Annotated in this window: 29 protein-coding genes, 3 tRNA genes and 1 pseudogene; 14 read left to right on the top strand and 19 right to left on the bottom strand. The window is 66.7% G+C overall.

Annotation, left to right across the window (positions count from 1 at the left end; translation table 11 throughout):
- Positions 1–11: 11 nt before the first annotated feature.
- The 3 genes from A5740_RS23605 to A5740_RS23595 are packed head-to-tail and all read right to left on the bottom strand — an operon-like array spanning position 12 to position 2,706.
- Positions 12–683 carry an ABC transporter permease gene (locus tag A5740_RS23605; protein ID WP_076198119.1) on the bottom strand — a complete coding sequence of 224 codons (672 nt, stop codon included), beginning with the start codon at positions 681–683 and terminating at the stop codon, positions 12–14.
- Complete coding sequence (locus A5740_RS23600) at positions 683–1,795, bottom strand: ABC transporter ATP-binding protein (RefSeq protein ID WP_076198118.1); 1,113 nt, start codon at positions 1,793–1,795, stop codon at positions 683–685. The genes A5740_RS23605 and A5740_RS23600 overlap by 1 nt, the downstream gene beginning before the upstream one ends.
- Positions 1,792–2,706, bottom strand: a complete 915-nt coding sequence (locus A5740_RS23595; protein ID WP_076198162.1) for an ABC transporter substrate-binding protein — start codon at positions 2,704–2,706, stop codon at positions 1,792–1,794. Before A5740_RS23595 ends, A5740_RS23600 begins: the two co-directional genes overlap by 4 nt.
- Positions 2,707–2,860: 154 nt before the next feature.
- Here A5740_RS23595 and A5740_RS23590 point away from each other — a divergent pair, with 154 nt between their 5' ends.
- On the top strand, positions 2,861–3,253 hold the full coding sequence (locus A5740_RS23590; RefSeq protein ID WP_076198117.1) for a lipopolysaccharide assembly LapA domain-containing protein: 393 nt from the start codon (positions 2,861–2,863) through the stop codon (positions 3,251–3,253).
- Between the two features lie 2 nt (positions 3,254–3,255).
- On the opposite strand, the gene A5740_RS23585 is transcribed toward A5740_RS23590, so the two are convergent.
- Complete coding sequence (locus A5740_RS23585) at positions 3,256–4,275, bottom strand: phosphotransferase family protein (RefSeq protein WP_076198116.1); 1,020 nt, start codon at positions 4,273–4,275, stop codon at positions 3,256–3,258.
- Between the two features lie 3 nt (positions 4,276–4,278).
- Positions 4,279–4,887, bottom strand: coding sequence for a histidine phosphatase family protein (locus A5740_RS23580; protein ID WP_076198152.1), 609 nt, complete (start codon positions 4,885–4,887; stop codon positions 4,279–4,281).
- A 48-nt stretch (positions 4,888–4,935) separates the two neighbouring features.
- Between A5740_RS23580 and A5740_RS23575 the strand changes: the two genes are divergently transcribed.
- Entirely contained in the window at positions 4,936–5,691 is a 756-nt protein-coding gene (locus tag A5740_RS23575) for an SDR family NAD(P)-dependent oxidoreductase (protein WP_076198115.1), read from the top strand.
- 78 nt (positions 5,692–5,769) lie between these two features.
- Here A5740_RS23575 and A5740_RS23570 read toward each other — a convergent pair whose 3' ends face one another.
- On the bottom strand, positions 5,770–6,270 hold the full coding sequence (locus tag A5740_RS23570; RefSeq protein ID WP_076198114.1) for a metallophosphoesterase: 501 nt from the start codon (positions 6,268–6,270) through the stop codon (positions 5,770–5,772).
- A gap of 68 nt (positions 6,271–6,338) precedes the next feature.
- Between A5740_RS23570 and A5740_RS23565 the strand changes: the two genes are divergently transcribed.
- Positions 6,339–6,692 carry a Fe-S protein gene (locus A5740_RS23565; RefSeq protein ID WP_076198113.1) on the top strand — a complete coding sequence of 118 codons (354 nt, stop codon included), beginning with the start codon at positions 6,339–6,341 and terminating at the stop codon, positions 6,690–6,692.
- A 105-nt stretch (positions 6,693–6,797) separates the two neighbouring features.
- Positions 6,798–7,205, top strand: a complete 408-nt coding sequence (locus A5740_RS23560) for a hypothetical protein (RefSeq protein WP_254849315.1) — start codon at positions 6,798–6,800, stop codon at positions 7,203–7,205.
- 155 nt (positions 7,206–7,360) lie between these two features.
- On the opposite strand, the gene A5740_RS23555 is transcribed toward A5740_RS23560, so the two are convergent.
- A tRNA-Arg gene (locus tag A5740_RS23555) sits at positions 7,361–7,433 on the bottom strand.
- Between the two features lie 38 nt (positions 7,434–7,471).
- A tRNA-Ser gene (locus A5740_RS23550) sits at positions 7,472–7,563 on the bottom strand.
- 88 nt (positions 7,564–7,651) lie between these two features.
- Here A5740_RS23550 and hisC point away from each other — a divergent pair.
- Both hisC and A5740_RS23540 read left to right on the top strand, forming a co-directional pair.
- A complete protein-coding gene (gene hisC, locus A5740_RS23545; protein WP_076198110.1) occupies positions 7,652–8,722 on the top strand; it encodes a histidinol-phosphate transaminase in 1,071 nt (356 codons plus the stop codon).
- Positions 8,719–9,177, top strand: coding sequence for a DUF4334 domain-containing protein (locus A5740_RS23540; RefSeq protein ID WP_076198108.1), 459 nt, complete (start codon positions 8,719–8,721; stop codon positions 9,175–9,177). The genes hisC and A5740_RS23540 overlap by 4 nt, the downstream gene beginning before the upstream one ends.
- 3 nt (positions 9,178–9,180) lie before the next feature.
- Here A5740_RS23540 and A5740_RS23535 read toward each other — a convergent pair whose 3' ends face one another.
- Positions 9,181–9,720 carry a TIGR03086 family metal-binding protein gene (locus A5740_RS23535; RefSeq protein ID WP_083654373.1) on the bottom strand — a complete coding sequence of 180 codons (540 nt, stop codon included), beginning with the start codon at positions 9,718–9,720 and terminating at the stop codon, positions 9,181–9,183.
- Between the two features lie 19 nt (positions 9,721–9,739).
- Between A5740_RS23535 and A5740_RS23530 the strand changes: the two genes are divergently transcribed.
- On the top strand, positions 9,740–10,555 hold the full coding sequence (locus tag A5740_RS23530; RefSeq protein ID WP_076198104.1) for a crotonase/enoyl-CoA hydratase family protein: 816 nt from the start codon (positions 9,740–9,742) through the stop codon (positions 10,553–10,555).
- Here A5740_RS23530 and A5740_RS23525 read toward each other — a convergent pair.
- Both A5740_RS23525 and A5740_RS23520 read right to left on the bottom strand, forming a co-directional pair.
- Positions 10,542–11,363, bottom strand: a complete 822-nt coding sequence (locus A5740_RS23525; protein ID WP_254849314.1) for an NAD(P)-dependent oxidoreductase — start codon at positions 11,361–11,363, stop codon at positions 10,542–10,544. The genes A5740_RS23530 and A5740_RS23525 overlap by 14 nt on opposite strands.
- 91 nt (positions 11,364–11,454) lie before the next feature.
- Entirely contained in the window at positions 11,455–11,874 is a 420-nt protein-coding gene (locus A5740_RS23520; protein WP_076198102.1) for a hypothetical protein, read from the bottom strand.
- 47 nt (positions 11,875–11,921) lie between these two features.
- Here A5740_RS23520 and A5740_RS23515 point away from each other — a divergent pair, with 47 nt between their 5' ends.
- Entirely contained in the window at positions 11,922–13,319 is a 1,398-nt protein-coding gene (locus A5740_RS23515; protein ID WP_139335315.1) for a PLP-dependent aminotransferase family protein, read from the top strand.
- A gap of 4 nt (positions 13,320–13,323) precedes the next feature.
- On the opposite strand, the gene A5740_RS28845 is transcribed toward A5740_RS23515, so the two are convergent.
- The 5 genes from A5740_RS28845 to A5740_RS23495 form a co-directional block, all read right to left on the bottom strand.
- Complete coding sequence (locus A5740_RS28845; RefSeq protein WP_175616341.1) at positions 13,324–13,473, bottom strand: hypothetical protein; 150 nt, start codon at positions 13,471–13,473, stop codon at positions 13,324–13,326.
- A gap of 63 nt (positions 13,474–13,536) precedes the next feature.
- Complete coding sequence (locus A5740_RS23510) at positions 13,537–14,259, bottom strand: cutinase family protein (protein ID WP_076198100.1); 723 nt, start codon at positions 14,257–14,259, stop codon at positions 13,537–13,539.
- Positions 14,260–14,398: 139 nt separating this feature from the next.
- Entirely contained in the window at positions 14,399–15,316 is a 918-nt protein-coding gene (locus tag A5740_RS23505; RefSeq protein WP_076198099.1) for an acyl-ACP desaturase, read from the bottom strand.
- 235 nt (positions 15,317–15,551) lie between these two features.
- Positions 15,552–15,641, bottom strand: a tRNA-Ser gene (locus A5740_RS23500).
- A gap of 20 nt (positions 15,642–15,661) precedes the next feature.
- Entirely contained in the window at positions 15,662–16,174 is a 513-nt protein-coding gene (locus A5740_RS23495; protein ID WP_076198098.1) for a MarR family winged helix-turn-helix transcriptional regulator, read from the bottom strand.
- Between the two features lie 67 nt (positions 16,175–16,241).
- On the opposite strand from A5740_RS23495, the gene A5740_RS23490 reads away from it, so the two are divergent.
- Positions 16,242–17,222 carry an NAD(P)H-quinone oxidoreductase gene (locus A5740_RS23490; RefSeq protein ID WP_076198097.1) on the top strand — a complete coding sequence of 327 codons (981 nt, stop codon included), beginning with the start codon at positions 16,242–16,244 and terminating at the stop codon, positions 17,220–17,222.
- A 21-nt stretch (positions 17,223–17,243) separates the two neighbouring features.
- Here A5740_RS23490 and A5740_RS23485 read toward each other — a convergent pair whose 3' ends face one another.
- Positions 17,244–18,440: a cysteine desulfurase-like protein gene (locus A5740_RS23485; RefSeq protein WP_076198096.1), complete on the bottom strand. Its 1,197-nt coding sequence runs from the start codon at positions 18,438–18,440 to the stop codon at positions 17,244–17,246.
- A 125-nt stretch (positions 18,441–18,565) separates the two neighbouring features.
- Between A5740_RS23485 and A5740_RS23480 the strand changes: the two genes are divergently transcribed.
- The 5 genes from A5740_RS23480 to A5740_RS23460 are packed head-to-tail and all read left to right on the top strand — an operon-like array spanning position 18,566 to position 23,682.
- Positions 18,566–20,524, top strand: a complete 1,959-nt coding sequence (locus tag A5740_RS23480; RefSeq protein WP_076198095.1) for a DUF6541 family protein — start codon at positions 18,566–18,568, stop codon at positions 20,522–20,524.
- A gap of 28 nt (positions 20,525–20,552) precedes the next feature.
- Positions 20,553–21,068: a bacterial proteasome activator family protein gene (locus A5740_RS23475; RefSeq protein ID WP_076198094.1), complete on the top strand. Its 516-nt coding sequence runs from the start codon at positions 20,553–20,555 to the stop codon at positions 21,066–21,068.
- A gap of 10 nt (positions 21,069–21,078) precedes the next feature.
- Positions 21,079–21,876 (top strand): ABC transporter ATP-binding protein, encoded by a 798-nt coding sequence (locus A5740_RS23470; RefSeq protein WP_076198093.1) that lies wholly within the window; start codon positions 21,079–21,081, stop codon positions 21,874–21,876.
- Positions 21,877–21,913: 37 nt separating this feature from the next.
- A complete protein-coding gene (locus A5740_RS23465; RefSeq protein ID WP_371454794.1) occupies positions 21,914–22,855 on the top strand; it encodes a glycosyltransferase in 942 nt (313 codons plus the stop codon).
- The gene (locus A5740_RS23460) at positions 22,852–23,682 is read left to right on the top strand and encodes an ABC transporter permease (RefSeq protein ID WP_076198091.1); all 831 of its coding nucleotides are present in this window, start codon (positions 22,852–22,854) and stop codon (positions 23,680–23,682) included. Before A5740_RS23465 ends, A5740_RS23460 begins: the two co-directional genes overlap by 4 nt.
- Before the next feature lie 4 nt (positions 23,683–23,686).
- Here A5740_RS23460 and A5740_RS23455 read toward each other — a convergent pair whose 3' ends face one another.
- Positions 23,687–24,106 carry a pyridoxamine 5'-phosphate oxidase family protein gene (locus tag A5740_RS23455; RefSeq protein ID WP_076198089.1) on the bottom strand — a complete coding sequence of 140 codons (420 nt, stop codon included), beginning with the start codon at positions 24,104–24,106 and terminating at the stop codon, positions 23,687–23,689.
- A gap of 105 nt (positions 24,107–24,211) precedes the next feature.
- Positions 24,212–24,298: pseudogene (locus A5740_RS28595) on the bottom strand (porin); the annotation flags it as partial.

Here is a 24,298-nt window from a genome sequence, read left to right as displayed (position 1 = left end):
GCAAGCTTCGCTCATGCGGCCGCCTTGATACGAGGTACGCGGGCGGTCCTGGGCTTGCGATTCCACGGCGTGATGGCCTTGCCGACCAACATGATGAGCGTGTCGACGACGACGGCCAGCACGAAGATCGCGATGATCCCGGCGATGATCTGATCGCTCTTGTTGGACTGATAGCCCTCGGTGAACCAGGTCCCCAGGCCGCCGATGCCGATCACCGAACCGACCGACACCATCGAGATGTTCGTGACCGCGACCACCCGCAGCCCCGCCACGAGCACCGGGATGGCCAGCGGAAGTTCCACTTTGAGCATCCGCACCAGCGGTCGGTAGCCGATCGCGGTGGCTGCGTCACGCACCGGCTCGGGTACCGCGTCGAGCGCCTCCGGCACTGCCCGCACCAACAGCGCGGTGGTGTAAAGTGTCAGCGCCACAATGACATTGGCTTCATCCAAGATGCGCGTCGGGATGACCAGCGGGAGCACCACGAACAACGCCAGCGACGGGATCGTGAAGATGATGCTGGCGGTCAGGGTGGAAAGGCGCCGCAGCGCGGTGGTGCGCTGCACCGCCGCACCCAACGGGACCGCGATCAGCAGACCCAACACGATCGGCACGAGCGACAACCGCAGATGCACGACGGTCAGTGTCCACAGGTCGTCGAGGTGGTTCAGCAGATACCGCATCACGGCTCCAATGCCGGGATCTGCCGCTGGTTTCTCAGGGCTGCCAGCACGTCTTCGGCCCGCACCCCGCCGATCACCTGCCCATCCGCGTCGACCGCAACGCCCAGGCCCGATGGCGAGGACAGCGCCGCATCCAGCGCCTGGCGCAGGGTGCCGTCCGGCCGAAACAGGGAGCCCCCGGCAATCGTGCTGTCGTACAGCGATTTTCCGGCGCGGTGCACCGTGACGCCCTCGGCGTTGACCCAGCCGTACGGAGAACCATCGGCTTTGGTGATCAGCACCCAGTCCTCCGGACCGAGCTGCAGCCCGTCGAGCTCGGCTTCGGCGACATGACGGACCGGGTGCAGCGGCAATCCGGTCGCGTGGAAGAACTGCAACCCGCGGTAGCCGCGGTCGGCACCGACGATTCCGGCCACCAGATCGTTGGTCGGGTTGGACAACAACCGGCCCGGCGAGTCGTACTGCTGCAGCACTCCCCCACGGCCGAAGACCGCGACCTTGTCGCCGAGCTTGATCGCCTCGTCGACGTCGTGGGTGACGAACACGATGGTCTTACGCAGTTCGCTTTGCAACCGCAGGATTTCGGCCTGCAGATCCTCGCGCACCACCGGGTCGACCGCGCTGAACGGCTCGTCCATCAACAGGATCGGCGGGTCGGCGGCGAGGGCGCGGGCCACCCCGACGCGCTGCTGCTGGCCGCCGGACAGCTGCGCCGGGTAGCGGTCGGCCAGTTTCGGGTCCAGGCCCACCCGTTCCATCACCCCGATCGCGGCTCTGCGGGCGGCGCGCCGGGATTCGCCCCGTAGCACCGGCACCGTCGCGACGTTGTCCACCACCCGCAGGTGCGGCATCAGACCGGCACTCTGGATGACATAGCCGATACCGAGCCGTAGCTTGACCGGGTCGACGGTGCTGATGTCATCTCCGTTGACGGTGACGATGCCCGAGGTCGGGTCGATCATCCGGTTGATCATCCGCATCGAGGTGGTCTTGCCACAGCCCGACGGACCGACGAAAACCGTCAACGTGCCCGGTGGCACCTCGAGGTTGAGGTTGTCGACGGCGACGGTGCCGTCCGGGTACTGCTTGGTGACGTTCTCGAACGTGATCACTTGGTCACCGGCTTGTCGAAACCATGGTCGGCGACCCACTTTTCGGCCGCTTCATCCGGGTCGACGCCGGCATTGCCCTCCACTGCGGTGTTCAACTCGATCAGCGCCTCGGTGGTGAGTTCGGCCGACACCGCGTCGAGCACGGTCTTGAGTTCACTCGACATCTTCTGCGAGGCCACCAACGGCACCACATTGGCCGCCAGGAAGGCGTTCTTCGGGTCTTCGAGCACCACGAGGTGGTGCTGCTCGATCGCCGGTGAGGTGCTGAAGATGTTGGCCGCCGTGACGGCGCCGCCGGTGAGCGCCTGGACGGTGGCCGGGCCGCCACCATCGCTGATCGCGACGAAATTGGCCGGGGCAATGTCCAGGCCGTAGCGCGACTTCAGACCCACCAGACCGGTCTGGCGGGTCTGGAACTCCGACGGTGCACCGACTTTCACCTCGGCCGAGTGGGCAGCCAGATCGGCGATGGTCTTCAGATTCCAGCGCTGCGCGGTCTCGGCGGTGACGGCCAGGGTGTCCTTGTCCTCGGCCGGCGAGGGGTACAGGATCGACAAATCCCCCGGCAACGCCTTGAACAGCGCGAGCAGCACGGCATCCGGGGTGGTCGCGGCGGTGTGCTCGTCGAAATACTGCAGCAGGTTCCCGGTGTACTCCGGGATCAGATCTATCGAGTGATCCTGCACCGCAGGCACATACGTCTCCCGACTGCCGATACCGAACTGTCTTCGAACCTGAAAGTCGTTGGCCTCCAGCGCTTGGGCGTAGATCTCGGCGATGATCTTGGATTCCGGGAAATCTGCGGACCCGACGGTGATCGTCGACAGATCACCCGAGATCTCGCCACCGCCCAGCGGATTCGCGCTGCCGCACGCCACAGCCGACGGCACCATCAGGGCGAGCAGGGTCATCGCGATTGCCAGGGTTCTGCGCGGCACAGGCGCGTCCTTTCGGCGACGGCGGCTCGACGATCAGCCTCCGACGACCCTAACGCCCATGCCCGACATGCCGCGCGCTTTATCCCAGGGTGTTTGCTTTGCCGCCGATAGGGGCAAAGATGGCATCATGACCAGCGATCAACCCGTATCGCCCGATTTGCCGGAGCCGGTGCCGTACACACCGGATATGCCGTTGCCGGACGCCGGTAAACCGGAGCCCGGCAAAACACCCGCCAAATCCGGCAAGGCCACCGAACCCAAGCTCACCCGCGCCGGAGCACTGTGGTCAGCGCTGATCCTGGGATTCCTGGTGCTGATCGTGCTGTTGATCTTCATCGCGCAGAACACCGACCCGGTTCCGCTGACGTTCCTCGGCTGGCACTGGTCGTTGCCCACGGGCGTGGCCATCCTCGGCGCCGCGGTGGCCGGTGGCCTGTTGACGGTCGCCGCCGGATCGGCGCGGATCTTCCAGTTGCGCCGGGCCGCCAAGAAGAATTTCAAGGCCGCCCAGCGCGGCTGACGCTAGCTCAGGGTGTGCAGGCCCGCTGCGATGAGAGGTGCCACGGCCTCGCCGACATGCTCGGGGCCGTCGGCCCCCTCGCGCCGGCGGTAGTCGATTCCGGCGGCGATGATGGCCAACTTGAAATCGGCCAGCGCCATGTAGAAGTCCCAGTGCGCCAGCTCGCGCCCGGAGACCTTGGCGTACCGGTTGGCCAGTTCGTCGGCGGTGGGCAGCAACTCGGAGGTCCAGGCGGCGTCGGCATGGACGTGGCCGAACATCGGATCGCGGTACACACACATCAGGGCGGTGTCCGACAGCGGGTCACCGAGAGTGGACATTTCCCAGTCCAACACCGCACGCACCACGGTGGCGTCCTCGGCATCGAGGATCGTGTTGTCGATGCGGTAGTCCCCGTGCACGATCGAGGTGCCGCTCTGCGGCGGAACCGCCTCGGACAGCGCCTGATGCAGACGTTTGACGTCGTCGTCGCGCGGATCGTCGGGCAACCGGACCAGGTCCCACTGCGAACCCCACCGCCGCACCTGGCGGGCGAGGTACCCGTCGGGTTTGCCGAAATCGCCGAGTCCGACCTCGACCGGATCGACCGCATGCAGATCGGCCAGCGCCTGGATCAGCGCATCGACGCAGCCGTCGATGACGTTCTGGTCCCCCAGCGCTTCGAGTTCCGGGGCGGTGCGCACCACCCGGCCCTCGACATGCTCGACCATCTGGAACGGCGCACCCAACACCGAGTCGTCGTTGCGCATCGTCACCGCACGGGCGACCGGAACGTTGGTGCCGGCCAGCGCCGCCACCACCTTGTACTCGCGGGCCATGTCGTGCGCCGAGGGGGTCAACCCGTGCAGCGGCGGCCGGCGCAGCACCCACGCCGAGGCGTCGTCGTACACCCGGAAGGTGAGGTTGGAGCGGCCACCGGCGATGAGTTCGGCACGGAGATCACCGCTGCGGGCAATGCCCTCGGAACGCAGATGCCGGTCCAGGGCGACGAGGTCGAGCCCTTCCAGATTGGTCACGGTCATTGTTTACCACCGGACGTTTCTCGGCAGCAGATCCCATACGTGTTCGGTGCCGTTGACCGACGCGACGGCCAGCCGCCCCGAGCGGGACGACAGCACCCGGGTCACCGAGGCGTAATCCACATGGAACGACAGCAGCCGCTCGGTCTGCAGGATCTGGTGCAGCAACACGTTGATCACCCCGCCGTGGCTGAACACTGCGACCGTCTCGTCATGGTCGCCCGCGGAGACCAGGTCCTCGACGGCGGCACCGATGCGCGCCAGGAAGGCCGTCTCGTCCACGCTGCTGGGCAGATGCCCACTGGCCAGGCGCGCCAGTTCCTCGGGGTTCTCCTTGGCGATGTCCTCGATCGGAACGTAATGCGACATGTCGCGGTCGTACTCGGCCAGCCGCTCGTCGACCTCGACCGGTAGTCCCAGCGCCGTCGACAGCGGTCCGGCGGTCTGGATGGCACGGCGCTGCGGGCTGCTCACCAGCCGGCTGACCGGGAATCGCGACAACGCGGCCGGCAGACGCTCGGCTTGGGCGATGCCGTCGGCGGACAGGTCGGGGTCGGATCCTTGACCAGGCTCGCTGCGCAGCGGTAAAGCATGTCGGACCAGAAGCAGTTGCACCGTGCCACCATAGGGCCGCGGTGCGCGACGGCCGGAGAGGGTCAACACATGGGGTATGCCGACGAGCTGTTCGATCTCACCGACCGCGTGGTGCTGGTCACCGGCGGCAGCCGCGGCCTGGGCCGGGAGATCGCGATGGGCGCCGCGCGGTGCGGGGCCGATGTGGTGATCGCGAGCCGCAACCTGGATTCCTGCGTCACCACGGCCGAGGAGATCGTGGCCGCCACGGGCCGAGCCGTGCTGCCGTATGCCGTGCATGTCGGCCGGTGGGATCAACTCGACGGGTTGGTCGAGGCCGCCTACGACCGGTTCGGCAAGGTCGACGTACTGGTCAACAACGCGGGCATGTCACCGCTGTACGAATCGTTGGGCGCGGTCACCGAGAAACTCTTCGACTCGGTGTTCAACCTGAATCTCAAAGGGCCCTTCCGGCTTTCGGCATTGGTCGGTGAACGCATGATGGCCGACGGCGGCGGCGCGATCATCAACGTGAGTTCATCAGGGTCGCTGCGCCCCGACCAGTACATGCTGCCCTACGCCGCAGCCAAGGTCGGGTTGAACGCCATGACCGAGGGGCTGGCCAAGGCGTTCGGGCCGACGGTGCGGGTCAACACCCTGATGGCCGGACCGTTCCTCACCGATGTCAGCAAGTCCTGGGACATGTCCGGCGACTCGTTCGGCCACCTGGCTCTGCAGCGGGCCGGCAATCCACCCGAAATCATCGGTGCCGCGCTGTATCTGATGTCGGACGCATCGAGCTTCACCACCGGCTCCATCCTGCGGGTGGACGGCGGTCTGCCCTGATCACGATGGGCGGCCGCGATGATCGCGGCCGACGCCTTCTGCTCCATACGACGAGCCAGCCACCTGACGGCGTCGGCGTCAGGAACGTTCGAGAGCGTGCAGACTGACTTCGGACAACACGCCTGCGGCGATGCGCGCCGTCATGTACGTACAGTACGGCTGACGCCGGCGATCGGTCGGCGATCCCGGATTCAACAGGCGCAGGCCGGTTTTCGCGGTGGTATCCCACGGGATGTGGCTGTGCCCGAACACCAGGACATCGGTTCCGGGATAGTCCCGCGCCATCCTGGCCTCCCGGCCGGTGGCCGCGCCGGTCTCGTGGACGACGGTCAACCGCACCCCGTCCAGGGTCACGTCGGCCCGCTCGGGGAGCCGCCGGCGAAGCTCCGCGCCATCATTGTTGCCCCAACAACCGATCAGGCGCGCCGCCCGCGAGCTCAACTCGTCGAGCAGGGCGGGATCCACCCAATCACCAGCGTGGACAACGACATCGGCCTGATCCACCTCGTCCCACACCTGAGCCGGCAGGTCTTTGGCGCGCTTGGGTACATGGGTGTCGGCAATGAGCAGCAGCCGCATGCCAGCCGAGCCTACGTGACAGACGCGCCCACACGTGGGAGGTGGATGCGACGGCCTACACTCCCCCCATGGAGCTACTACGCAACGTAGTTGTTTATGTGCATCTGATCGGTTTCGCCGTCATGGTCGGCGCGTGGGTCGCCGAGGCTGCGGCTCGCCGCTTCGAGATCACCCGGGTGATGGACTACGGCATCACCCTGTCGCTCATCACCGGTCTGGCCCTGGCCGCGCCGTGGCCGGCCGGCATCGCGCTGAACTACCCCAAGCTCGCCACCAAGCTCGTCATCCTCGTCGCCCTCGGCGCGGTGCTGGGCATCGGACGTGCACGGCAGCGGCGGACCGGCCGGCCGGTCATGTCGCTGTTCGTCGCCGCCGGGGTGCTGCCACTGCTCGCGGCGGGAATCGCCGTGCTCTGGAACTGAGGCGCCCGCGCCGAGTCTGAGCTGAACCTGAGAACGTCCCGTAAAGTTAACCGGCAAACCACAATTGTCGGCAGGTACGGGAAATCGATGGGTCACAGTCACGCCATGGCAACCGCCAGGGTCATGCGCACAGCGGCGTTCACCGGTTGCGATTCACCGCACGGTGACACCGGTGTCCGGACCAGGACCCGGCCCACCGACCGGCCCCGTCAGGTCCGGCACGGCATCTTCGAGCAGCCGCGACGCCGCGCCGGGCAGTCGAAGCCCTCGGCCCTCACGGCCACCGACCGCTCTCCGTGGATGAACGATCGCGTGAGCGTGCTGCGTCGCTTCCTGGCCGAACAGCACGGCCTGCAGCTGCCGCCGGAACTGGCCCGGGTACAGGTGGCCGGCCACGTCGAACTGCTCGTCTCGGTGCTACGGCTGGACCGCCAGGCCGCACGCCGGTTCGTCACCGACGACGTCTTGCAGGAGATGGCGATCGACATCGCGACCGCGGTCGCGTCGGACTAGGGCGCTGCCGGCGCCGACGCGCCGAGATCGACGCGAGGGTCGTTTTTTCGGCCGAAGCACAGCCCTGGTGTCGATCTCGACGGAACCAACCGGCGTCCCCACCCAGCACAAAAAAATCGAGGCGCAGTCGGCAGACCACACCTCGATTCATCGAGTGCGCCCGAAGGGATTCGAACCCCTAACCTTCTGATCCGTAGTCAGATGCTCTATCCGTTGAGCTACGGGCGCTTACGCGTTATTCAGTTGTGCGGTTGACAAGTCAACCGTGGCGGAGGCGAGAGGATTTGAACCTCCGGTCCCCGGTAAGGGGGACAACTCATTAGCAGTGAGTCCCATTCGGCCGCTCTGGCACGCCTCCTTTGAACTTCTGTGAGGGTACCGGACTCCGTCCTGTTGCCCGAAACCGCCGAGGGCACACAGTACACAGCCTCCCCTATTCTGGCCAAGTGAGTATCCGTCTGCGCCCCGAAATGGCCGACCTCCCGGCGTACGCACCAGGCAAAACAGTTCCGGGCGCAATCAAGATCGCAAGCAACGAAACCGTGCATCCGCCGCTTCCCAGCGTGCGCGAGGCGATCCTGCGGGCCACCGAGAACATCAACCGCTACCCCGACAACGGTTACCTTGACCTGCGCGAACATCTCGCCAAGCACGTCGGGTTCGTGCCGGAGAACATCGCCGTCGGCTGCGGTTCGGTGAGCCTGTGCCAGCAGTTGATACAAATCACATCCGCTCCCGGCGACGAAGTCGTGTACGGATGGCGCAGTTTCGAGATCTACCCGCTGCAGATTCGCACCGCCGGCGCGACCGGGGTGCCGGTGCCGTTGCGTGACGAGACTCACGATCTCGACGCGATGCTCGCGGCGGTCACCGACCGCACCCGGCTGGTGTTCGTCTGCAACCCGAACAACCCGACCTCCACCGTCGTCGACCCCGAGGCCTTGGCCCGGTTTGTGGCGGCAGTGCCCGACGACATCCTGATCGTGCTCGACGAGGCCTACGTGGAGTACATCCGCGACGGGCTGCTGCCCGACAGCCTCGGGCTGGTCCGCTCGCACCGCAACGTGGTGGTCCTGCGCACCTTTTCGAAGGCCTACGGACTGGCCGGCCTGCGGGTCGGATACGCCGTCGCCGATCCGGAGATCGTCACCGCCCTGGGCAAGGTGTATGTGCCGTTCAGCGCCACCAGCGTGTCGCAAGCCGCGGCCATCGCCAGCCTGGAGGCCGCCGACGAACTGTTGGCCCGCACCGACGCCGTCGTCGCCGAACGCACCCGGGTCAGCGCCGCCCTGCGCGAGGCCGGATACGACCTGCCACCCTCGCAGGCCAACTTCGTCTGGCTCCCGCTGGCCGAACGCACCCTGGACTTCGTGGCCAGGGCCGCCGACAACCGCATCATCGTGCGCCCGTACGGTGAGGACGGTGTGCGGGTCACCATCGGTGCCCCACACGAGAACGACGCTTTCCTCACCTTCGCAGCTGACTTCGCCCGGCACCGAACAGGAGACACCAAGTGACCGACGCACGCGGCACGTTCGATGGATTCGTCAGCCGCGGGCAGATCCCCGACGCCGAACTCGACGCCTTCTGGGCCCTGCTCAAGCCGGCCGGCATCGACTTCATGCTCGGCGAGTGGAAAGGCGGCGAGTTCCAGACCGGACACAAGGCCAACGGGTTCATGAAGCGCCTCAACTGGTTCGGCAAGACGTTTCACTCGGCCGGCGACGCCCAACCGCTGGTGTGCCTGGACGCCGAGGGCAACAAGTTCTCCAACACCGAGGCGATGAAGGGCGAGGCCAGCCTGTGGCTGGAGGAGTTCCGCGGTGAGGTGACCGCCACCATGGTGTACGACGGAGCGCCGGTACACGACCACTTCAAGGTGGTCGACGATCACACCGTGGTCGGCATCATGAACGGCAAAGGTGCCGTGGTGGACGGCCGCTACCTGTACTTCTGGCTGCAGCGCGTCTAAGCGTTACGGCTGACGGCCGGTGAAGGCGAGCAACCGGTCGAGTGCGGGCGCATCGTCAGCGACCTCGATCGGATCGTCGAAACCGGCACGTATGCGTCCCTCTGGGGTGAGGACGGCGCGCGACCATTTCAGGATCAGCTCGGGCGCGTCGTCGGAGACCTCGACCGTCTGCCCGGTGGCCCTGGCGTAATCCCAGGCGTGCACCAAAAACTCCATCGACAAGATGCGGGCCATCACGACCGCCGGCATCTCACCTTCCCCGAACGGCACCGTGCCCTCCACCCCGCGTTGTCGCCAGGCCGCCACTGCCGGTCGCGCCGCGCTGGTCACCTGATCCTCCACCGACGCCTGCCGATCGCGGTCGGGAAGTTGCGCACCGGCCGCCGAGCCGATCAGCGTGATCGACGTCAGCAGGTGGTCGGTGAGCCCCGCCACGTCGAACTCGCGACACGGTGTCTGCCGGGACAGGTCGTCAGCGGTGATGCCGTGGAGCACGCGTTGCAGCACGTCGAGGGTGGCCTCGGCACTATCGAGTTCATTCATACTCGGTAGTGTCCCCTCCATGACCGACACGTACGAGTCCGCTTCCGTCGAGATCAAGGACCACGTCGCCCAGGTGACGCTGCTCGGCCCCGGCAAGGGCAACGCGATGGGCCCGGCGTTCTGGGCCGAGATGCCCGACGTGTTCGGCACTCTGGACGCCGACCCCGAGGTGCGGGCGATCGTGCTGACCGGCTCGGGCAAGAACTTCAGCTACGGCCTGGACCTGCCGGCCATGGGCGCCGAGATGCCCGGGCTGGACGCGGGCGCCGGCGACCGCGCGGCCTTCCACAAACGGCTGATGAAGATGCAGGGCGCCATCACCGCCGTCGCCGACTGCCGCACCCCGACCATCGCCTCGATCCACGGCTGGTGCATCGGCGGTGGCGTCGACCTGATCAGCGCGGTGGACATCCGCTACGCCAGCACCGACGCCAAGTTCTCGGTGCGCGAGACCAAGCTGGCCATCGTCGCCGACGTGGGCAGTCTGGCGCGGCTGCCGCTGATCCTGTCCGACGGTCACCTGCGTGAGCTGGTGCTGACAGGTAAGGACATTGACGCGGCACGCGCCGAGAAGATCGGTCTGGTCAACGACGTGTACGACGACGCCGACGCCTCGCTGGCCGCCGCGCACGCGACTGCCACTGAGATCGCCGCCAACCCGCCGCTGACCGTCGCCGGGGTCAAGGACGTGCTCGACCAACAGCGCACCGCCCGGGTGGCCGAGAGCCTGCGTTACGTGGCCGCGTGGAACTCGGCCTTCCTGCCGTCGAAAGATCTGGCCGAGGCGGTCACCGCGATGTTCCAGAAGCGCCCGCCGCAGTTCACCGGGGAATAGGGGTCCACCCCAGCTCGGCTTTGGCCTTCGCATTCGACAGCGGCAGCCAGGTCGAGCCGAACGCCGTTGCGGCATACGGGGCGACGAGCTTGACCACCGATCGCGGCAGCGGCCACGGGCGTGGCCGGTTGCGCTTCGCGTTCAGTTCCCGGATGTAATCACCGAAAGACTGCGGCCGGTCGTCGACGATGTTGTAGATCTGGCCGCCCCGGCCCTTGTCGAGGGCATCGGCGGTGACGCGGGCGACGTCGTCGATGTGCACCCAGGACAGCATCCCGTTACCGGTCATCGCCGGCATCAGCCACCATGTCGCCAACCGGTGGAACATGTCGTCGTGAGTGACGCCGGGGCCGTAGAAGACGCCGTAGCGCAGCACGATTCCCTCGGTCTCACTCGCGCGTCCCGAGGTGAGCACGTTGCGTTCCATCCCGCGCATCGTCTCCAGGATCTCTTCGCCGCGCGGTGGCGGCGGCCCGAAGTCGGAGTCGGTTTCGTCGATCCGGTCCGGCCCGGCCGTCGGGTATCCATACGCGAAGATCACCGATTCGGCGACGACGCGGCGCACCCCGGCCCGTTGCGCGGCGGCCACCAGGTTTCCCGCGCCACGGCTCCACAGCTGCTTGGCCGGATCGAAGTCCTTGATCCGCAGGGGACCGAGCTTGGGCAGGGTGGTCAGCAGGCTCACCACCGCCTCGGGCCTGAATTCGCCTACCACAGAATCGATCTGGTGTGCATCGAGCACGTCGGCCACCACCGGTTTGGCACCCTCGGCCGAGATCTGCGCGGTTTTGGTGGGCGAGCGCGTCACCCCGATCACCTCATGACCCCGCGCATTTGAGCTCACGTAGCAACGGAATTCCCGGAACGCTCGTCGCACCGGCCACCAGAACACGCATCGATCAAACCCCCGTATCGTCGTCGGAAACGCTGGTACGCAACGCAACTGCCAACAGGACGGTGGTGAACACCAAGCCGCCCGCTTCCAGCCAGCCGACCCAGCTGCCCGCGGCATGGTCGGTGTCGATCAGGTGACTCAGCGCGTGCAAGGCCCAGTGCGCGGTGGCGAAGGCCAATGCGGGCGCCCGCCACCTGCGCCACTTGAGTGCGGCCAGCATCATCAACCCGAGCGGCAGCTCGAAGGACGCGTTGTCGAATATGTAGTGATCGTTGCGGGTGCCGAACGCACCGAGGCTTTCGAAGAACACGCCGGGCGCCACGAGCATGAACAAGCCGAGCGCCACCGAGTAGATGCCGAACACCGCCAGGACCACCTCGGGGTAACGCCGAGTCTGGGTCACCGGGCCCGCAACTTTGGCCATGTCATCACGCTAACGCCGCAATGGTCTGGAGAGTAGTCACCAATTCTGTGACGATTTCGGGTACCAGTTCCGGGCCGGAGCTCCTCGTCGAGCTGGACCGGAATCGCCGGGAACCGTTGCACCGCCAACTCGCCGACGGACTGCGTGAGGCCATCCGGTCGGGGCGGTTGACCCCGAACGCCCGGCTGCCGTCCAGCCGGGTGTTGGCCGCCGACCTCAAGGTGTCACGCCGCCTCGTGGTGGAGGCCTACGGTCAACTGACCGCCGAGGGATTCCTGCACAGCACCCAGGGCGGCGGCACCCGGGTTGCGGCCGTCGACACGATCACCCCGAGCCGCAGTTCCGCCGACCGCGTGCATCCTCGCTTCGACATCGACTTCGCCCCCGGCTCACCGGATCTCGCGAGTTTCCCGCGTCAAGCCTGGCTGCGGGCCATGCGGCAGGGCCTGGCCGAAATCGAGTCCAGCGCATTCGGGTATGTGGCGCCGCACGGGTTGCCGGCCGCCCGCACCGCGGTGGCCGACTATCTGCGACGCACCCGCGGTGTGGTCGCCGACCCACGCCGCATCGTGCTGTGCTCGGGGGCGACCCAGGCCATCGCGCTTCTCGCCCGATGCGTAGACGGCCCCATGGCGATGGAGGACCCCGGCTTCTGGCTACATCGAATGGTGCTGCGTCACAATGGTGTCGAGCCGGTCCCGATCCCAGTGGATGGCGACGGAATCGACGTCGACGCACTGGAGGCCAGCGCAGCCACCACAGTGTTGACCACCCCCGCCCATCAGTCGCCCACGGGGGTGGTGCTCTCGCCGGCCCGGCGCACCGAACTGCTGGAGTGGGCACAGCCCGGACGGCTGATCGTCGAGGATGATTACGACGCCGAGTTCCGCTACGACCGGTCCCCGGTAGGCGCGCTACAGGGGGTGGCTCCCGACCGCGTGGTGTATGTCGGGTCGACCAGCAAGACCTTGGCCCCCGGCTTGCGCATCGGCTGGATGGTGGTGCCGGCGCACCTGATCGAGCGGGTGCGGACGGCGAAAAGCCTTGCCGACACCGGTAGTTCGGTGATGGACCAGATCGCCTTCAGCCAATTCCTGACCTCCGGCGGCTACGACCGTCACCTACGGCAGATGCGTCGTCGCTATCCGGCCCGACGCCACACACTGTTGGCCGCGCTGTCACGGCACCTGCCCCAGGCGGAGGTGCTCGGCGCAGCCGCCGGCGTGCACCTGACCGTTCAGTTCCCCGGAGGCTTCGCCATCGACGAACTCGTCCGTCGCGCCACCGAATCCCGAATCCGCCTGGAGCCGCTGGCGCCGTGTTACGCCGAACCCGCCTCCGCACCGCCGGGGCTGATCCTGGGCTACGCGAATCTCACGGAATCCCAGATCGCCACGGGCGTGCAGATGCTGGGCGCACTGGCCCGGCACCTACCGCCGGCGTAGCGCGTCAGCCCGCGTCTTTGGCGGCCTTACGCTCGGCGAGCTTGTACTTGACGAGAGCAACCAGCGCCTTCGGATTGCGGGCGAACGCCCCTGCAGCCTGAAAGTACAGTTTGGCCTTCTGCCCGAACGTCAGCTGCTGCTCTTGTTCCGTCACTAACTCTCCCCTGTCCGACAGATGTGACCGAACAATAGCGTGCGCCCTCACCGACGCGGCGGGCTACCGGTGCCCGGCGGTCTGGTCGACGCTGTCGGACCGCTCGCCCGCCAGCCGGGAGACGACGTAATCGGCGGCCTGATCGGTCAACCCACGGACCGGGTAGGCACCGTGAGCCCCGTTGTCACTACCGGTCGGCGAGCACACCGGATCCTCGGGGATGCACAGATCGTCGGTCTTGGCGGCGTATCGGGAGCCGACCGTGATCGGCGGCGCACCGGTGTAGATCATCTGCAGGAAGCCACTCGACGGCTTGCCGAACAACGTCACCGCGGCAACGTGATCGGCCACCTCCGCAGGCAGCGGTCCGGAGATGTTCGGCGGCAGCACGAAACCCTCCGGCACCTCGTCCTCGGTGAGGTAGGCAGCCACCGCGGCACCCTGCGAAAAGCCGCCCAGCACGATCTTGGTGTCCGGGCAGGCCGCCACCGTGGCCAGCACCTTGTTGCTGGCATCGGCCACGCCATCGGCAGCCGTCGCAAAGTCAAGGGACGCCGGATAATTCACGGCGTAGACGTCGACGGACTTGTCGGTCCTCGCCCGCAGTGCGTCCACGAACGCTTGACCGGTGCCGCCCACACCCGGCGGTTCGAACGTGCCGCGCGCAAACACCACCTCCACGTCCGCACACGGTTCGGCTGATGCCTGACCGGCGGCGGCTATCGAGCCGCCCACCACGAACACTGCCGATGCCACTGCGCCCAACCAACGACCAATTCGGTTCATCCTCGACCCCACACTCGTTCCGACCCGCGACAAACTTTTCGCGCTACATGTCCTCGATACCCAAGATCAATCTGGAAGGAATCCAGGCGAGTGTGTGATCTCCACCACGGCGCCAGGCGGAGCGAGACGACCTGCGTGGTTACGAGGCCGCACCGACCTCCTGGCGCTGGCGCTTCTCCTCGTAGAACCGCGCCCGCTCGTCGAGTGCGTCGAGGAACTGGGCGAGCTCCTGCCGGGCCTTCTCACCCTCGGGCCCGAAATCGGTTCTGTCGAAGACGCGCCAGAAGCGCAGGACCGGCTGCAGCACATCGTCGTGGTGGACGCGCAAGTCGTAGATCCCGGCTTTGGCGATGGTGATCGCGTTCGAGGCGAAGTCGGACATTCCGATGCCCGGCATGGCGAAGTTGAGCACCTCGTCACGGATGGCCGTCATCGCGGCATCGGGGGCGATGTCCAGCGCTGCCGCCATCAGGTTGCGGTAGAACACCATGTGCAGGTTCTCGTCGGTCGCGATCCGCGCGAGCAGCTGATCGGCGATCGGGCAGCCCGAGGCTCGTCCGGTGTTGCGGTGCGAGACCCGGGTGGCCAGCTCCTGGAACGACACATAGGCCATCGCCGCCAACGGCGTCTTGTCCCCGGAGTCGTAACCGGCGACCGTGTGCTCCATCCGAAGTCGTTCCAGGGCAACGGGATCCACTCCGCGCGTGACGACGAGGTAGTCGCGCAACGCGATACTGTGGCGACCCTCCTCAGCCGTCCACTGCCCGACCCAGCTGCCCCACGCCCCGTCACGAGAGAATCGGGTGGCGATCTCCCGGTGATACGACGGCAGATTGTCCTCGGTCAGCAGGTTGACCGTCATGGCCACCTTGGCGACCGGGTCCAACGGTGAATCCTCGGGCCGCCAATCCTCACCGCCGAGGAAGCCGAAGTCACGTCCACGACTCCACGGCACATAGTCATGCGGAAACCATTCCCGCGCCATCGACAGATGCCGGTCGAGATTGCTCGCGACCACCGGTTCCAGCTCGTGGAGCACTCCGCTCTGGGCGTCCATTCCTGTCCTCCCAATTCGTTCAACGCGTCCGTTCGTAACCTACGCTACCGTAGGTTACGGAACCGTAGGTTGAATTCTGCGCGGATTTCTACCTGTGGGTCGCCTGCCCTCGACGAACACGGCCCAGGTGAAGAAAACGGCGCGGGGGTTGACGCTTTGACACCGCCGAGTCGCACTACAAAGCGGCATTGATGACGCGAGAATTCGGCCTGAATCGCAACCGAGGCCAAACTGATGGCGGTGGCGGAGGGATTTGAACCCCCGGACGGTGTTAGCCGTCTCTCGCTTTCAAGGCGAGTGCATTAGGCCGCTCTGCCACGCCACCGCCGACAAGAGTACGGGGTCTCAGACCCGACCGATGTGAGCGGGCGGCGATCCATTCTTCAACGCGACGCTGATGCGACGGCAGTTCTCGCCCATCGCGGCGATCTGTGGGCGTGAGAGCCGGCCCAGAAAGTGCGCACGGACACCCTGGCCGTAGGTCACCATCGCCTCGCGCACGGCAGCCCGGCCCTCTTCGGTGATCGAGGCGACTACCCCGCGTCCGTCGTCCGGGCTGGCACACCTGGTCACCAGGTTCTGCACTTCCAACCTGCGGATCTGGCGGGTCACCCGGCTGGGGAGCGACATCAGGCGTTCAGCCAGATCGCCCATGCGCGCGGAACCGGTCGACGACTTGTCCAAGATGTCGAGCAGGCGCACATCGTTGAGCGTCAGATGGTGCGCGTCCACCAGCGACCGATTCAAGGTCGCGTACATACGTAAGGCCGAGTCGAGGTAGTTTTGCCACGACCTCTGCTCGGCGATGTCCAGGCCCGGCATGTCACCAGCCGTGCGCCCCGCAATCATCCCCACCATGGCCGCAATCGTAAGGGACGTCAGTATTGCTGCGCGGCCGAAACCCGATGCTTGTAGCGTTGAATAAATGCATGCAATCGTCGCCTCCCCTGAGGGGCATCTGACCTGGGAAAACGTCGCTGACATAAAACCAGCAAACAATGAGGTTTTGGTCAGGGTCCACGCAGCGGGCGTGAACCGGGCGGACTTGCTGCAGGCGGTCGGCAAGTATCCACCCCCGCCAGGCGCCAGCGAGACCATCGGCCTGGAAGTCTCGGGCACCGTGGCCGCTCTCGGCGCCGGCGTTGACGGCTGGTCAATCGGGCAACCGGTATGTGCATTGCTCGCCGGTGGTGGCTATGCCGAGTACGTCTCGGTGCCGTCAGCGCAGCTGCTACCAGTGCCCGATGGCGTTGCCCTGACCGCCGCTGCCGGTCTTCCCGAGGTGGCGTGCACGGTGTGGTCGAACCTGGTGGGCACCGCAGGGATGTCGGCCGGCCATCTTCTCCTGCTGCACGGCGGCGCCAGTGGCATCGGTACCCACGCCACGCAGGTGGCCCACGCGCTGGGTGTCCGAGTCGCCGTGACGGCCGGCTCGGCCGAGAAACTCGCGCTGTGCCGCGAGCTGGGCGCCGACATCGCGATCAACTACCGCGACGAGGACTTCGTCGAGCGGATCCGCACCGAGAGCAGCGGTGCGGGCGCCAACGTGATCCTGGACATCATGGGGGCGGCCTACCTGGACCGCAATGTCGACGCGCTCGCCGACGGTGGACGGCTGGTGATCATCGGCATGCAGGGCGGCATCAAGGGAGAACTCAACATCGCCAAGCTGATCGGCAAGCGCGCCGGGGTGATCGGGACGGCTCTACGGTCCCGCCCGGTCGACGGCCCCGGCGGTAAGGCCGGGATCGTCGCCGCGGTGGCGGAGAACGTCTGGCCGATGCTCGCCGACGGCCGGGTGCGCCCGATCATCGGCGCAGAACTGCCCATCGACCAGGCGCAGCGGGCCCACGAACTGCTGGCCTCCGGTGAGGTGGCGGGAAAGATCGTGCTGACCGTGGGTTGACCCTGGGACGCCGGGGCGGGCTCAGCCCAACGAGGCCAGGGCCCGCACCAGCTGATCGACCTCGGCCCCCGTCGAGTAGTGCGACAGCCCGACCGTCACCGCGCCGCCGATGTCGTTCACGCCGATCACGTCGAGCACCCGCGAGCTGGCGTTCGAAATGGCCAGGATGCCGTTGTCGGCCAACCGCTGCACCACCCGCTCGGCCGGGATGTCGCGCACCACGAAGCTGAGCACCGGAATCTGCGACTCGGGCCTGCCGATCACCATCACCAGCGGCAGCGAGCGCAGCGAGGCCACCAGGTACTCGAACAGCCGGTCCAGGTACGCACCCGCCGACTGCATCGACACCGCGAGCCGTTCACGTCGCGTGCCACTGGCCGTGTCGTCGAGGTTGGACAGGTACTCGATGCTGGCCACCACCCCGCCCAGCAGGCCGTACTGATGCATGCCCACCTCAAGCCGGGCCGGGCCGGTGGCCTGCGGGTTCAGCGACACCGAACCCAACGAATCGATCGTGGCGGGGTCGCGGAACACCAGCGCCCCCACCGGCGGGCCACCCCAGGGCACCGCGTTGAGCGCGACGACATCGGCATCGATCTCGTTGATGTCGATGAGCCGGTACGGCGCCGCCGCCGAGTGGTCGACGACCACCATTCCGCCGACCTCGTGGGTGAGCTTGGTCACCTCACTCAGATCGGTGACGGTTCCCAGGGTCGACGACGCCGAGGCGATCGCCACCAGCCGGGTCGGCTTGTCGATCAGCCCTTCCCACTGCCACGACGGCAGTTCGCCGGTCTCGATGTCGACCTCGGCCCACTTCACCTTGGCCCCATAGCGATTCGCCGCCCGCAGCCACGGCGCGATGTTTGCCTCGTCGTCCAGGCGGGTGACCACCACCTCGTAGCCGAGCCCGACACGACTCGAGGACGCCTCGGCCAAGGAGGTCAGTAGTTGGGCCCGATCCGCGCCCAGCACCACACCCCGGGGATCGGCATTGACCAGATCCGCGACAGCCTGGCGGGCCGCAGCGAGGACCGCAGCGCTGCGGCGGGCCGACGGGTGCGGTCCGACAGCGGTGGGCATCGAGCCACGAAAGGCGGTAGAGACCGTCGTCGCGACCGAATCGGGCACCAACATGCCGTTCTGGGCATCGAAGTGAACCCACCCATCGCCCAAAGACGGGTGCAGGCCCCGCACCCGGGCGACGTCGTATGCCATGCCAGCCACCTTAGAGCGTCCGCGGATATCACAAACCGACACGATTTGGGGAGCGCCCGACGGCACGTTTGCACTTGGCCAGACCATGCGCGGACCGGGTCACCCTGGGCAGCCATACTAGTCCAGTGGGCTTCGGGTTCGGAGTGCTAATCGCACTGTTGTTGCTGGTGATCCCCGGGGCACTGATAGCCAGGGTGGGCGGACTGACCCTGCCGATCGCGGTCACGGTGGGTCCAGCCTTGACCTACGGCACTGTCGCGTTGATGATCGTCCCGCTCGGAGCGGTCGGTGTGCCGTGGAACGCGTGGACGTCTTTGTTTGCTGTGGCCCTCGTGTGCGCCGCTGCGGCCGGGTTGCGCAGGCTGCTGGCCCGCTATCGCGACTCCGACGCCGAAGCGTCGGGTGTGGCCACCCGGCCGGCCTTGCTGGTGGCGGCCGGCGTGCTGCTGGGCGCCGCGCTGATCGGTGCGGCGGCACTCACCGGGCTCGTGCACTGGCAATCGGTCCCCAGCACCTGGGATTCGGTATGGCACGCCAACACCATCCGGTGGATCCTCGACACCGGTCAGGCCTCACCCACCCACATGGGTGAGCTGCGCAACGTCGAAACCCACGACCCGCTCTACTACCCGTCGGCGTTCCACGCGTTGGCTGCGGTCTACTGCCAGCTCACCGGCGCCGCCGCGACCACGGCCTACACCGTGAGTTCGGTCGCCGCGGCGGTCTGGCTGTTCCCGGTCAGCGCCGCGGTGCTGACGTGGAAGATCGTCCGTCCGCGCACCAGCGAGGTACGCAGCGCCGTCGCGGCGGCCACCGCCGGCGCGCTGGCCGCCTCGTTCACCGCACTGCCGTATGTCGAATTCGATGTGGCGGCGATGCCCAACCTCGTCGCCTACGGGCTCGCGGTGCCGGTGTTCGCGCTGATCGTGTCGACCCCCGCGCACCGCGACCGCATCGGCTTGGCGGTGCTGGGCACCGTCGGCGTCTTCTCCGTGCATCTGACCGGCGGTGTGGTGACGGTGCTGCTGGTCGGCATCTGGTGGCTGGCCGAGGCCCTGTGGCGCCCGGTGCGCGGTCGGCTGCCCGACTTCCTGGCCTTGTCCGCCGTCGCGATACCCGCTCTGGTGATCATGCTGCCGCAGTTCCTCAGCGTGGTCGGCCAGACCGACATCATCGTCGGGCACGCCTTCGTCAACCACCTGGGTAAGAAGTTCTCGCTGTTCGCAGCGGTCTTCCAGCACACCCGTCACCTCAACGACTTCCCGATCCAGAACGCGATCCTCGGGTTGGCCGCCATCGGCGGACTGGTCCTGCTCATCAAACGGATCTGGTGGCCGGTGGTGGTCTGGCTGATCCTGATCGCCTCGATCGTGCATTCCGGTGCGCCGTTCGGCGGGCCGCTCGGGGTGCTCACCGGCACGTTCAGCGATCTGTTCTACAGCGACCCGCGCCGGCTGTCGGCGGTGGTCGCCATGCTCTACGCCCCGATGGCCGCGATCGGCCTGTGCACCGTGGTGCTGCTCGCCGCGATGCCGGCGCGAAGGATCGGGGCCAGCCCGAGGTGGATCACGGCGACGGCCGCGGTGGCGCTCACGGCGACGCCGGTCGGTCTGGCGTGGCACTATCTTCCCCGCCACCAGTACCTGTTCGGCCAGAAGTACGACTCGGTGATGATCGGCGCCAAAGACCTGGAGGCGTTCTCCTATCTGGCCCAGCTGCCCGATGCGCACACCACCCTGATCGGCGACGCCAACACCGACGGCACCGCCTGGATGTACGCCGTCACCGGGCTACACCCGCTGTGGACCCACTACGACTACCCGGTACAGCAGGGACCCGGCTACCACCGCTTCATCTTCTGGGCCTACGCCGACGACGCCGACACCGATCCGCGCGTTGCCGAGGCGGTCGAGGCGCTCAACATCCGCTACGTGATCACCAGTACCCCGGTGGTCCGAGGTTTCGTCATGCCGGACGGACTAGTGTCGCTAGAACGCTCACGGTCGTGGGAGAAGATCTTCGACAACGGTGAGGACCGCATCTACCGCTGGCACGGCGAGAATGCGGCCGCCAAGAAGAACTGACGAGACACAACTGATCCAAGGGAAGGCCATGACCATCAACCCCGACGACGACAACATCGAGATCCTGGCCAGCACGGCCGGTGAAGCCGATGCCGACGCTGACGGCAAGTCGCTGACCGACCTCGTCGAACAACCGGCGAAGGTGATGCGCATCGGCACCATGATCAAACAATTGCTGGAGGAGGTGCGGGCGGCGCCGCTGGACCAGGCCAGCCGGGAGCGGCTGCGCGACATCCACCGCACCAGCATCAGCGAACTCGAAGACGGTCTGGCACCCGAGCTGCGCGAAGAACTCGAGCGGCTGACCCTGCCGTTCACCGACGACAGCGTGCCGTCCGATGCCGAACTGCGGATCGCCCAGGCACAGCTGGTCGGTTGGCTCGAAGGTCTGTTCCACGGGATCCAGACCGCGCTGTTCGCTCAGCAGATGGCCGCCCGCGCCCAGCTCGAACAGATGCGCCAGGGCGCCCTCCCGCCAGGGTTGCAGGGTCCGGGTGGGCCGCGCGGCGGCCCGTCGCACCCCGGCACCGGCCAGTACCTGTAGGCCGCCGACGTTGTCTGATCCGTACATCTCGACGCAGCAAGCGTGGGTGGAGTTCCCGATCTTCGACGCCAAGACGCGCTCGCTGAAGAAGGCGTTCCTGGGCAAGGCCGGCGGCGCCATCGGACGAAACGAGTCCAACGTCGTCGTCATCGAAGCGCTCCGCGACATCACGATGTCCCTGAAGATGGGCGACCGAGTCGGGCTCGTCGGACACAACGGTGCGGGCAAATCCACCCTGCTGCGGCTACTTTCGGGTATCTACGAACCGACCCGGGGCTCGGCCACGGTGAGCGGCCGGGTGGCCCCGGTGTTCGATCTCGGTGTCGGGATGGACCCGGAGATCTCGGGTTTCGAGAACATCATCATCCGAGGGCTGTTCCTCGGGCAGACCCGTAAACAGATGCTGGCCAAGGTCGACGAGATCGCCGAGTTCACCGAGCTCGGCGAGTACCTGTCGATGCCACTGCGCACCTACTCGACCGGTATGCGCGTGCGCCTGGCGATGGGCGTGGTCACCAGCATCGACCCCGAGATCCTGCTGCTCGACGAGGGCATCGGCGCGGTCGACGCGGAATTCCTCAAGAAGGCACAGTCGCGGCTGCAGAGTTTGGTGGAGCGCTCCGGAATCCTGGTATTCGCAAGCCATTCCAACGAATTCCTGGCCCGGTTGTGCCAGACCGCGATGTGGATCGACCACGGCACGATCCGGATGGCCGGTGGCATCGAGGAAGTCGTCGGTGCCTACGAGGGTCCGGACGCAGCGCGGCATGTGCGTGAGGTGCTGGAGGAAACGGCCCGTGGGACCTGAGAACGTCGGCGACGAGCGCTTGCGCGAAGAGCAGACCATCATCGCGGTGATCGTCACGCACCGACGCCGTGAGCTGCTGGCCAAATCCCTTGCCGCAGTGGTTCAGCAGGACCGCCGACCCGACCACCTGATCGTCGTCGACAACGACAATGACGACGCGGTGCGCGAGCTGGTCACCGGACAGCCGGTGCCGTCGACCTACCTCGGCTCGCGCCGAAACCTAGGCGGGGCAGGCGGTTTCGCGTTGGGCATGTTGCATGCCCTGGCCTTGGGCGCCGACTGGATCTGGCTGGCCGACGACGACGGCCGGCCCGCCGACAACACCGTGCTGTCCACGCTGCTGGCCTGCGCCGAGCAGCACACGCTCGCCGAGGTCTCGCCGATGGTGTGCAACCTCGACGATCCGGCGCGGCTGGCCTTCCCGCTGCGCCGCGGGCTGGTGTGGCGACGGCTGGTCAGTGAACTGCGCACCGAGAGTGAGGGCGACCTGCTGCCCGGCATCGCCTCGCTGTTCAACGGGGCCCTGTTCCGGGCCGCCACGGTGGAGGCCGTCGGGGTTCCGGATCTGCGCCTGTTCGTCCGCGGCGACGAGGTCGAGTTGCACCGGCGGCTCGTCCGCTCCGGGTTGCCGTTCGGAACCTGTTTGACCGCAAGCTATCTGCATCCGTGCGGAACAGACGAGTTCAAGCCGATCCTCGGCGGCCGGATGCACACCCAGTACCCCGACGACGAGACCAAGCGATTCTTCACCTACCGCAACCGTGGCTACCTCCTGTCTCAGCCCGGGTTACGCAAGCTGGTCCCGCAGGAATGGGTGCGCTTCGGGTGGTACTTTCTGGTGTCCCGCCGCGACCCCGCAGGCCTGCGCGAATGGATTCGTCTGCGGCGGTTGGGTAGGAGCGAAAGGTTCCATCCGGGCGAGCGAAGCGACGGGGGAAAGACCGGGGCCGAGAAAAGCGACGGGAGCAGTAAGAGATGACGTTCACCGACGCGGCGTCCGACTCCAAGACCATGGCGCGCGCGGTTCGCGACCTCTCCGAGGGCTTCGGCAAACGCGAGCTGTGGCTGCACCTGGGGTGGCAGGACATCAAGCAGCGCTACCGGCGCAGCGTGCTGGGACCGTTCTGGATCACCATCGCCACCGGCACCACCGCGGTGGCGATGGGCCTGCTGTACTCCAAGCTGTTCAAGCTGCCGCTCGAGGAGCACCTGCCCTACGTCACCCTCGGGCTGATCATCTGGAACCTGATCAACGCCTCCATCCTCGAAGGCTCCGAGGTGTTCATCGCCAATGAGGGCCTGATCAAACAACTTCCGACGCCGCTGTCGGTGCACGTCTACCGCTTGGTGTGGCGGCAGATGATCCTGTTCGGCCACAACATCGTCATCTTCGTGGTGATCGCGATCATCTTTCCCAAACCGTGGAAGTGGACCGATCTGGCCGTCATCCCGGCGCTCGGATTGATCGTGCTGAACTGCGTGTGGGTGTCGATCTGTTTCGGCATCCTGGCCACGCGCTACCGCGACATCGGCCCGCTGTTGGCCTCGGTGGTGCAGTTGCTGTTCTTCATGACCCCGATCATCTGGAACGAGTCGACGCTGCAGCAGCAGGGTGCCGGCTCCTGGGCCAAGATCGTCGAGATCAATCCACTGCTGCATTACCTCGACATCGTGCGGGCCCCGCTGCTGGGGGCCGATCAGGAGGTGCGGCACTGGCTGGTGGTGTTGGTGCTCACGGTGATCGGTTGGGGCTTCGCGGCGATCGCCATGCGCCAGTACCGCGCCCGCGTGCCGTACTGGGTCTGAGCCGCTACACGTCGTCCGGCCGGGGACCGAACACGAATCGGCGTCCGGAGATCTCTTTCGGCTCGATACGCACGTAACGACGCTTGGTGGTGGTCAGCCACGACAGCAGCTGCGCCTGCTCGGCTTCGGCGATCTCGGCCGGCGTCTCAAGCAGGCGCGGCACACCCCGCACGATGACGCTCCACCCGCCGACCACATTGTGATCGTCGGCCTCGAACAGCACCCGGTCGCTGAACAGGGTGCTGATCAGCTTGGTGCCCTCAGCGGTCCGGAACAACACCGTTCGGCGCTGGACGACGAAGTTGACCGGGAAGATTTCGAGCCGGGTGCCGATCGTCGAGACCAGACGCCCCAACGTCACGCTCGACAACAGCTGCCAGCACTCGTCTTCCCCGAGCACGGAAACCGGGCCCTGCGGCGTCATGGGGTCACCATAACCGCCAGATGGCAATCGGCGCGTCCTGCTTCTCCAGAAGCCGGACGCGCCGATTGATGTTCCGTGCGTGAGCCAGGTGCTCAGTTCATGTGCTCAGTTCATATTCCAGGGCTCGCCGTAGGTGGTGACACTGTCACCGGTCGAGGCGATCAACCGGGCGAACGGGCGCAGCAGCACACC

Origin of the sequence: Mycobacterium sp. GA-1841, assembly GCF_001954135.1 — a bacterium.
Classification (GTDB): Bacteria; Actinomycetota; Actinomycetes; order Mycobacteriales; family Mycobacteriaceae; genus Mycobacterium.
The sequence above is the reverse complement of the archived record's forward strand: the minus strand, read 5'-3'. Positions and strand labels throughout refer to the sequence as shown.